This is a genomic window from Mycobacterium sp., from assembly GCF_049683935.1.
In the GTDB taxonomy this organism is placed as follows: Bacteria; Actinomycetota; Actinomycetes; order Mycobacteriales; family Mycobacteriaceae; genus Mycobacterium.
On record NZ_JBAUJR010000314.1, the window covers coordinates 1 to 9,669 of the forward strand.

Below are 9,669 nucleotides of genomic sequence, written 5' to 3' on the forward strand. Positions count from 1 at the left end.
GCTCATGACGACGCCGCCGCAGCTCAGCCGCTGGATCCGCACCTTCCATCCCGCGCCCGCCGCGCGCACCCGGCTCATCTGCCTGCCGCACGCCGGCGGCTCGGCGAGCTACTACTTCCCCTTGTCCTCGGCGCTGGCTCCCGAATTCGAGGTGTACAGCGTGCAGTACCCGGGCCGACAGGATCGCCACAAAGAACCTTTCGTCGACTCGATCGAAGACATGGCCGACCAGGTCTACACCGCGGTCGGCACACTGCCCGAGGCGCCGACGGCGTTCTTCGGCCACAGCATGGGCGCGGTGCTGGCATTCGAGGTCACCCGCCGACTCGAGGCGGCGGGGCGGCAGGCGGTCACGGTGTTCGCGTCGGGGTCGCGCGCTCCGAGCCACTACGGCGACGAGCGGGAGTACAAGGACGACACCGGCCTGGTCGACGTGATGCGCCAACTCGGCGGCACCGATCCACGGGTGCTCAACAATCCGGAACTTGTGGACACGTTCCTGCCTGCGTTCCGAAACGACTACCGCGCGCTGCAGGCGTACCACCGGGGCACCGACGTCACGATCAGCGCACCCGTCGTGGTGCTGTCGGCGACCGACGATCCGAAGACCAGCGAGGCCGCGGCGGCGGCGTGGTTGGAGCACACGACGGCGGGCGGCGACGTGCATATGTTCACCGGCGGACACTTCTTCCTCGAGAAGCAGGCCCAGCGGGTCATCGACGTGATCGCCTCCACGTTGCGGACCGCGGGCTGATCGCACTGCTTCCTGGCCTGACTCCTTGACGGACCGGACTTGTCGGACCTGTCTGTGATGATGGTGTCATGTCCTCGGCTGCAGCATGTTTCATCCCCAGCCCGCCCCGGGGGGCGCGGCTGGAGGTGCTGTTCGAGGAACTCTCTGAGCTGGCGGGTCAGCGGAATGCGATCGACGGGCGCATCGTCGATATCGTCGCCGAGATCGACCGCGACGGCCTGTGGTCGACGACCGGCGCCAAGACCGTGACCTCGCTGGTGGCCTGGAAACTGGGCACCTCCCCGCACAACGCCGAAACCCTGGTCACCGTCGCCGAACGGGTCGAGGAATTCCCGCGCTGCCTCGACGCGCTCCGTGAGGGCCGGTTCTCCCTCGATCAGGTCGGAGTCATCGCTGAGCGCGCTGCCGACGGCTCCGACGACCACTACGCCCTGCTCGCCGAGAGCGCGACAGTCACCCAACTACGCACCGCCTTCAGAGCGGCACCGCGACCCACACCCAAACCCACGCCGGAGCCCGAACGGTCGATCAGCAAGACCAGCGATCAGACGCACACCACCTACCGGATCCGGCTGCCGCACAGCGACGCCGCGACGGTCGACGCCGCACTGGGCACCCACCTCGACGGGCTCGTCGCCGACTGGAAACACGCGCACGGATCAGGTGACGACGGCGGCGGCGAACCCGTCTCCGATCAGGCGCCGCCGTTGCCTACCACCATCGATGCATTTATGAGTTTGGTCGAGACGGCCTGGGACGCCGAGGTGGCCCGGCGCCCGCACGGACAGCGGACCACCGCGGTGATCCACGTCGACGCCGACTCCCACGTCGCCTCGCTGCACCTGGGACCGCTGCTGTCCGACGCTGACCGGCAGTACCTGCTGTGCGACGCGACCTGTGAGGTGTGGTTCCAACGCCACGGACAGGTCCTCGGTGCTGGGCGGGCCACCCGCACCGTGAACCGGCGGCTACGCCGGGCGCTGGAACACCGCGACCGCTCCTGTGTGGTTCCCGGGTGCGGGGCGACCCGCGGACTGCATGCCCACCATCTGCGGCACTGGGAGGACGGCGGCCTCACCGAGCTGTGCAACCTGGCGCTGGTCTGCCCGTACCATCACCGCGCCCATCACCGCGGGCTGATCACCATCACCGGACCCGCCGATCGGCTGGTCGTCACCGACCAGACCGGCCGACCACTGACCAACCGTTCCCTGGCCCGACCCCCGACGACACCCCCACCAGCAGTAGACCCCTACCCCGGACCGACCGGCGAACGCGCCCAATGGAAGTGGTACCACCCCTACCAACCCGAACCACCACCGCCGCCCCTCAACCAGGCGAGCTAGAGTCCGAGGAAGTCTCGGACCTGGGCCAGGCCGCTGATCTCGATATCCCTGCGGCGCAATGTCTTCCATTGTGTGCGGGTCATCGAGAACGCCAGCATGGTGTCGGCTCTGCCGCGCCGCTGCTCCTGGGTGGCGCCGTCCTCGATGTAGGGCAGCGACCGCGTCACGCCTAACGAAGCAATGTTGTCATGCCACGCCCGGGTTGTCGCACGTTCGCCGTGCAACCCGGCGAAGATGAGATGCAGTGCCGCCTGGCGCATTTCGCGCCCGAGTCCGCGCCTCTGGTAGCGGCGGCCCAGCCACGACCCGGTGGTTGCGGTGCGTGTCGACGGGAATTGCTTGCCATCGACGGTGCAGACCCCGACCGGATCACCACTCTCCAGCACTGCGAAATTGAGATGCCAACTCTCGACGGTGGTTTCCGCTCGGCAGCGCCAGAAGTAGCGCAACGAATTCCACTGCAGTTCCGGCGGTGCGACGTCCGTCCAAGGCTCCGAGAACGGCATCGTCGCGGGATCGTGGATGCCGTCGGCAGCGAGCCGGGCGATCTGCTCGCCGAGTTCGTCGTCGAGGTAGCGCAGCGACAGCCGCGGGGTCGACACCACGAGGTCATGAAGCGGCCAGAGTGCTGCAGGCATGGGTCCCATGTCACCGCAGACCGGACGTCACTTCAACACAATTTCAGCTGCGGTGTGGCGGGTCGCCAGCACCGAGCCTGTGAGGATCAGTGCAAGGCCCAACAGATGCCAGGGCGTCAGCGGTTCGTTGAGCACGATGACACCGGCGGCGAGCGCCACCGCGGGGTTGACGTAGGTGAAGACCAACGCGCGCGCAGCGCCGACCTCACGGATCAGCGCGAAGAACACGATGAACGCGAGCGCGGTACAGATCACGGCGAGCAGTGCGAGGGCCACTAGGACCCGAGGTGACGGCACCTCCTCGGGCCAGGTCGCCGCCGCGGGACCCGCGTAGACGATCGCGGCCAGGCCGAGGCAGGCGGCCGTCAGCGGCAACGCCTGCACGTCACCGAGGTAACGCGCGGCGATCAGCGGCGCGATCGCGTAGCAGACAGCCACCATCAGCACCTGGGTCACCGGCCATGCGCTCCCGCCGGTCAGCGCGGGGCCGGCAAGCACTGCGACACCCGCTATTCCGACGCCGAGTCCGGCCAGCCGAAGGGGCGTCAGCCGGTGTTCGCCGCCGGTGAGCCGATCAAGAAGCGCTGCCACGATCGGTGAGGCCGCGATGAGCAGACCGGTGAGCGAACTGGAGATGTGGCGTTCGGCGTTGGTCAACAGAAGCCACGCGGCGATGATCTCGAAGAACGCGAATCCCGCCACCGGCTTCCAGTGCGCGATGACGGGAGTCCACATGGCGCGGCTCAGCGTCAACGGAATCAGTACCAGCGCACCGACCGCGGTCCGCACCAGCACCAGGACGGGTACCGAGACTTTCTCGACCGCGACCTTGATAAGCAGGTACGGGATGCCCCAGATGACGCTCATCGCGGCGAACAGCAGCCATCCGCGTGTACTCACCGGTCAATGTCAGCGCATGAGCGCCCCGAAATCCACTGAGATATTCGAACGCAGCTCAGCCGACGGGCATCACGCCACGCGGCAGGGGCATCGGCAGGTCGTTGTAGGTCGCGATCCCGGGCGCTGCGGCGACGACTGCCGGGATCGCGTGGATCGGCGGCAGCGCGGTCATGATGTGGCCTAGGACGAAGAAGTCCTCGAGCGTCTTGGCGTTCTCGATCATGTCCGCCGGCGGTAGGAAGCCGACCGTCATGTTGACCGTCGGCCTACCGTCGATGGTGATCTTCCAGCCGTCGCCGTCGAGCTGCCAGTCCGGCTCGAGGGTCTGGCCCTTCTTCCAGCGGACGTTGATGTCGATGACTGTCTTGCCGTTGACGATTCCCTGCCAGCTGGCGAAGACGCCCGCCACACGTCCGGCGTTGATGGTCCACGACGCCATCGGAAGATCCTCTGTCGTCTGGGCGTATTCGGACACGCAGGTGATCTCGTCGAGCTCGATGCCGAGAGCGTCTGCGACCAGTCGCACCGCTTCGGCGAACACCGCGGTCCCCTTCGCAGCCATCGGCGGCAACTCAGGATCATCGATGGCCATGTCGAAACCGACGGGCCGCTCGGTCTCGGGGGAGTCGTAGAGGGTGGTGTCGGCGGACTCGGCGATGGTGATCTTGTCGATACGGTCGCACGCAGTGCCCGCCACGATGGCGAGCATCTCGGCGAAGCCGGGGCTGACGCCGGAGCCGAACAACGTCGACCCGCCGCGCTCGCACGCGTCGGCGAGCTTCTGCCGATCGTCGCCCAGATTGTGCCCGGTGATGAACGATGCCGACGCCACGACGTTGACACCCGATTCGAGGATGCGGACCAACTCGTCGACGTCGTTCCACATCGGGTTGTAGACCACCACATCGGGCTTGAGCGCCAGCAACGCGTCCACGTCATTGGTGGCGGAGACCCCGAGCGGTTCGATTCCGACCAGTTCGCCGACGTCACGGCCCGACTTGTCGTCGGACCACGCATAACAGCCGACCAGTTCCAGGGTCGGGTTGCTCGCTATCGCGGCGACCGAGCTCTTTCCGACGTTTCCCGTCGTCCACTGGACGACCCGATAGGGCGAATTGTTGGGCACTCGCTCAGCATAGGGTTCCGGAGCCCGCAGACCGAAGAGATTGGGTCAATTGACGCCGGGGGTCAGGAACGCGCTGCCCGTGCGCATCTGCCCGTCGCCGTCGATCCACACAACCTCGAGGACATCGCCCGGATAGTGCCGGTCGAGCACCGAGGTCAACGTGTTCGTCGAGTCCAGCCTGGTCCCGTCCAGGGCGACGACGATGTCACCGGCCACCAATCCGGCCAGGTCGGCGGGCCCACCGATCATGACCTCCTGGATGAGGACACCCGGCTGATCCCGCGGCGCGGTACGCACACCCACACCGAGCAGCACCGGCGGGCCGATATGGACAGTGTCGGAGCGGACCCCGGCCCGGATCTGGCCGGCGACGCTCATCGCGTCGTTGATGGGGATCGCGAAGCCTTTTCCGCCGGGACCCATCCGGAAGTTCACCGACGCGGCCGTGGTCACCCCGACGACCTGACCGGCGCCGTTGACCACGGGACCGCCCGAATCTCCCGCGCGCACCGGTGCGGCGAACTCCAGAAGGCCCGTCAGCTCGTCGGAGGTGCCGGTCAGAGTGTCCTCGGCGTTGACCGTCCGACCGAATCCGGTGACGGTGCCGACCTCGCGGGTGAGCGGTCCGTCGCTGCCCATCGCGTTGCCGAGCGCCACGACGGGTTCACCCGGCACCAGCACGTTCGCGTCGCCGATGGCCGCGGGCGGTAGCCCCGCCGCCCCGAGGAGTTGCAGGACCGCGATGTCGCGTCCGCGGTCGTAACCGACGAGAGTTGCCGGGTACGAGCGGCCGCCGACGGTTCCGGTGATCTGGTCGGCGCCCTGAACGACGTGGAAGTTGGTCAGGACCTGACCGCCGGGATCCAGCACGATGCCGGTCCCGAGACCGATGACACCCTGGTAGTCGACTCTGGTGTCGATGCGCACCACCGACGCTTCCGCCTGTGCCGCCGCGGCGAGCGGATCGCCAGGCTGGGCGGCAGCAGGCGCCACAGGGGCGACCAGAGCCACGACCGCAGCCAGTGCGATCAGGAGACGAAGCGGGGGAAACAGGCCCATACCCATCAATAGTGGCCGCGCCGTCGGCTGCTGTCGATGTGACGGGGTCTGCTCAGTCCTCGACTGCGACGCCGCCACGAGTCCTCTTGCGCCTGCCCAACACGGTTCCCTTACCGGTCGGACGCCGATTCTGCAGTGTGCCGCTGTGACCGGAAGGCTCGTCGGATGCGTCCCCGTTGGCATCCCCCGAGGTCGGGCTCGCTTTGTCTGCAGACCCGGCGTCGTCGCCGGTATCGGCCGTCGGAGCGGGAACGTCCTCGGTGGCCTCGACGTCAGCCGACGATTCGGCGTTTGCTGACGATTCGGTGACTTCGGCCGTTTCCGGCTCGGTTGCGTCGGTCTCGTCTGTCTCGTCAGTTGCTTCTGAGTCGTCGGTCTCGCTCTTGCGGCCGCGCCGGCTCTTGCGCTCCTTGACCTTCAACGGTTTCGGCGGTGGCGGCGGCATTTCGGCCACGAACGACAGATAAAAAGCGAACACCCCGAGCAACGCGAGGGCCGCCGCCGCGCCGTAGATCCCGAACAGCCATTGACCCGCGGAGTCGAGAGAGAGCCAGATCTCGCTGATCGCGGCGCCGATGATCAGTACACCCGCCAGTACATGCAGCCCGATCGATGACGTCCGCAGGGTCAGCGCCATCTGCGGAGTGCCGAACTCGGGGCGACGGGTGCGCAGCAGCGTGAACACGACCGGCAACGCCGCCAGCCCGATCAGGGCGCCGGTCACGATGCGAAGCGCGGTTCCCAGCGTGGGAGAAGTCTCGCCGAGCAGCTCCGACGTGCGAGGCAGCACGAAGAAGAAGTAGAGGACACCGGCGGCAAAGGAAAACGACGCGTGCCAGATCACCGCGGCGGTGCGGCCCATACCCCTCCTCGATCTTGTTGCCCGGGATGCGACCGTGCTGTCGGCCAGCCGGTCGCATCCCAGGCTGAGTGCGGAGGATAGGGGATTTGAACCCCTGAGGGCTATTAACCCAACCCGCGTTCCAGGCGAGCGCCATAGGCCACTAGGCGAATCCTCCGTCGGCCATGGTAGCCGACCCCCCTGCAGGCCCCACAAATCTGCTCGGCCGTCGCTCGGCGGCAGATCGGTTCGGCGCGGGTACTACACTCTCGTTGGACCCCGCGCGGCGTCTATCCTGTGAACTCCCCCAGGGCCGGAAGGCAGCAAGGGTCAATGGGCTCTGGCGGGTGCGCGGGGTCCCCTTACGTTTCAGAGATTCGATGGACCACGGTGAAAGGCGAGCAGTGTCGTTTCAGTCGCTGGGCCGAGACGAACTGCTCGCGCAGCACGATCTGCAGAAGCGCAACTACGCCGACCTGCAGGCCAAAGCGCTCCACCTCGACCTGACCCGCGGTAAGCCGTCACCGGCGCAACTCGACCTCTCCAACGCGTTGCTCGAGCTTCCCGGGGGTGGACGCGACGCGTTTCGCGACGCCGACGGCATCGACACCCGCAACTACGGCGGCCTGCACGGCCTGCCGGAACTGCGCGCCATCTTCGGCGAGTTGCTCGGCATCCCGGTGCCCAACCTGATCGCCGGCAACAACGCCAGCCTCGAGTTCATGCACGACGTCGTGGTGTTCTCGTTGCTGCACGGCGGCGTCGACTCGCCGCGGCCGTGGATCGACGAGCTCCGGGACGGACCGGGCGTCAAGTTCCTGTGCCCCTCGCCGGGTTATGACCGGCACTTCGCGATCACCGAGAGCCTGGGCATCGAGATGATCCCGGTGCCGATGGGTGAGGAGGGACCGGACGTCGATCTGATCGAGGAACTCGTCGCCGCGGATCCGGCGATCAAGGGCATGTGGTCGGTGCCGGTGTACTCCAACCCGACGGGTGTCACCTATTCCTGGGAGACAGTCCGCCGGTTGGTGCAGATGGAAACGGCCGCAAGCGATTTCCGGCTCCTGTGGGACAACGCGTACCCGGTGCACACGCTCACCCATGACTTCGTCCGCCAGGTCGACGTGCTGGGCCTGGCCGCTGCGGCGAACCATCCGAACCGGCCGCTGGTCTTCGCCTCTACGTCGAAGATCACCTTCGCCGGAGGCGGCGTCAGCTTCCTGGGCGGTTCGCTGGGCAACATCGCCTGGTACCTGCAGCACGCCGGGAAGAAATCGATCGGACCCGACAAACTCAATCAACTGCGGCACGCGCGGTTCTTCGGTGATGCCGACGGGGTGCGCCTGCACATGCAGCGCCACCAGGAGTTACTGGCCCCGAAGTTCGCGCTGGTGCTGGAGATCCTCGAGGACCGCCTGGGTGACTCCAAGATCGCGTCCTGGACCGATCCGAAGGGTGGCTACTTCATCAGCCTCGACATCGTTCCGGGCACAGCCAAGCGGACCGTGGCACTGGCCAAGGACGCGGGCATCGCGGTCACCGAGGCGGGCGCGTCGTTCCCGTATCGAAATGACCCGGAGGACAAGAACATCCGGATTGCACCCACGTTTCCCGCCGAGGCCGATGTGCGTGCGGCCATCGACGGGCTCGCCACGTGCGCACTGCTGTCGGCCACCGAAGCACTGCTGGCCGACAAGTAGTCGGTCGGGCTGGGTAGCCTGCTCCCGTGGCTCTATACCGCAAGTACCGACCGGCGAGCTTCGCTGAAGTCGTCGGCCAGGAACACGTCACCGAGCCGCTGTCGACAGCGCTGAACTCCGGGCGGATCAACCACGCCTATCTGTTCTCGGGCCCGCGTGGCTGTGGCAAGACATCCTCGGCGCGGATCCTCGCGCGCTCGCTGAACTGCGAGCAGGGGCCGACTTCCACGCCGTGCGGCGTCTGCGATTCCTGCGTCGCGCTGGCGCCCAACGGTCCCGGCAACGTCGACGTCGTCGAACTCGACGCCGCCAGCCACGGCGGTGTCGACGACACCCGCGAACTGCGGGACCGGGCCTTCTATGCGCCCGCACAGTCGCGCTACCGCATCTTCATCGTCGACGAGGCCCACATGGTCACCACGGCGGGTTTCAACGCCCTGCTCAAGATCGTCGAGGAGCCACCCGAACACCTGATCTTCGTGTTCGCCACCACCGAACCGGAGAAGGTGCTGCCGACCATCCGGTCGCGTACCCACCACTACCCGTTCCGGCTGCTGGCGCCCAAGACGATGCGCACCCTGATCGAGAAGATCATCGCTTCGGAGGACGTCGACGTCGACGACGCGGTGTTCCCGCTGGTCATCCGCGCCGGCGGGGGGTCACCCCGGGACACGCTGAGTGTGCTCGACCAGCTGCTGGCCGGGGCCGACGGCAACCACGTCGCCTACCAGCGGGCGCTGTCACTGCTGGGCGCGACCGACCTCGCCCTGATCGACGATGCGATCGACGCGTTGGCCGCCGGCGACGCCGCTGCGCTGTTCGGCGCGGTGGAGGGCGTCATCGACGCCGGCCACGACCCGCGCAGGTTCGCCACCGATCTGCTCGAGAGGTTCCGCGACCTGATCGTGCTACAGGCGGTGCCCGACGCGGTCGCCCGGGGAGTCGTCGACGGAGCCGAGGACGTGTTGGAGCGGATGCGTGACCAGTCGGCCCGGGTCGGCATGGCCACCCTGACCCGCTACGCCGAAGTGGTGCACGCCGGACTGGGAGAGATGCGCGGAGCGACCGCCCCGCGGTTGCTGCTCGAGGTGGTGTGCGCCCGGCTGTTGTTGCCGTCCGCCAGTGACACCGAATCCGCGCTGCTGCAGCGGGTTGAACGCATCGAGACCCGGCTCGACATGTCGATTCCCGCCGGCGAGCAGGTCAGTGCCGCCCTCGCGCCTCCGAAACAATTCGTTCGCAAGACCAAGGCCGCCCCGGAGCCCGAGCCGACACCCAAGCCCGTCGCGCCAGCGCCTGTTG

General features: G+C 67.4%; 9 protein-coding genes, 1 tRNA gene and 1 other RNA gene. 5 read left to right on the top strand and 6 right to left on the bottom strand.

The genetic code is table 11. The annotated features are described in order from the left end of the window. Both WA965_RS18590 and WA965_RS18595 read left to right on the top strand, forming a co-directional pair. Positions 1–754, top strand: a 754-nt coding sequence (locus WA965_RS18590; RefSeq protein WP_526447909.1) for a thioesterase II family protein, incomplete at its 5' end; no start/stop codon positions are given. Positions 755–822: 68 nt separating this feature from the next. Next, a complete protein-coding gene (locus tag WA965_RS18595; protein ID WP_526295308.1) occupies positions 823–2,100 on the top strand; it encodes an HNH endonuclease signature motif containing protein in 1,278 nt (425 codons plus the stop codon). Here the strand turns inward: WA965_RS18595 and WA965_RS18600 are convergent. From WA965_RS18600 to WA965_RS18625, 6 genes are all read right to left on the bottom strand, one after another. Continuing rightward, complete coding sequence (locus tag WA965_RS18600; RefSeq protein WP_526295310.1) at positions 2,097–2,738, bottom strand: GNAT family N-acetyltransferase; 642 nt, start codon at positions 2,736–2,738, stop codon at positions 2,097–2,099. The genes WA965_RS18595 and WA965_RS18600 overlap by 4 nt on opposite strands. 27 nt (positions 2,739–2,765) lie before the next feature. Next, positions 2,766–3,638 carry an EamA family transporter gene (locus WA965_RS18605; protein WP_526295312.1) on the bottom strand — a complete coding sequence of 291 codons (873 nt, stop codon included), beginning with the start codon at positions 3,636–3,638 and terminating at the stop codon, positions 2,766–2,768. A 55-nt stretch (positions 3,639–3,693) separates the two neighbouring features. Continuing rightward, positions 3,694–4,764, bottom strand: a complete 1,071-nt coding sequence (locus tag WA965_RS18610) for an NAD(P)H-dependent amine dehydrogenase family protein (RefSeq protein ID WP_526295314.1) — start codon at positions 4,762–4,764, stop codon at positions 3,694–3,696. A 45-nt stretch (positions 4,765–4,809) separates the two neighbouring features. Next, the gene (locus WA965_RS18615; protein WP_526295316.1) at positions 4,810–5,829 is read right to left on the bottom strand and encodes a S1C family serine protease; all 1,020 of its coding nucleotides are present in this window, start codon (positions 5,827–5,829) and stop codon (positions 4,810–4,812) included. A 46-nt stretch (positions 5,830–5,875) separates the two neighbouring features. Then, a complete protein-coding gene (gene lucA, locus WA965_RS18620) occupies positions 5,876–6,685 on the bottom strand; it encodes a lipid uptake coordinator LucA (protein WP_526295318.1) in 810 nt (269 codons plus the stop codon). 71 nt (positions 6,686–6,756) lie between these two features. Continuing rightward, positions 6,757–6,842: transfer RNA gene (locus WA965_RS18625), tRNA-Ser, on the bottom strand. Between the two features lie 93 nt (positions 6,843–6,935). Between WA965_RS18625 and ffs the strand changes: the two genes are divergently transcribed. The 3 genes from ffs to WA965_RS18640 all read left to right on the top strand — a co-directional run. Beyond that, positions 6,936–7,030, top strand: an RNA gene (gene ffs, locus WA965_RS18630) — signal recognition particle sRNA small type. Between the two features lie 38 nt (positions 7,031–7,068). Next, entirely contained in the window at positions 7,069–8,367 is a 1,299-nt protein-coding gene (locus tag WA965_RS18635) for an aspartate aminotransferase type Ic (protein WP_526295320.1), read from the top strand. A gap of 26 nt (positions 8,368–8,393) precedes the next feature. Beyond that, on the top strand, positions 8,394–9,669 hold a 1,276-nt coding region (locus WA965_RS18640), incomplete at its 3' end, for a DNA polymerase III subunits gamma/tau (protein WP_526447911.1).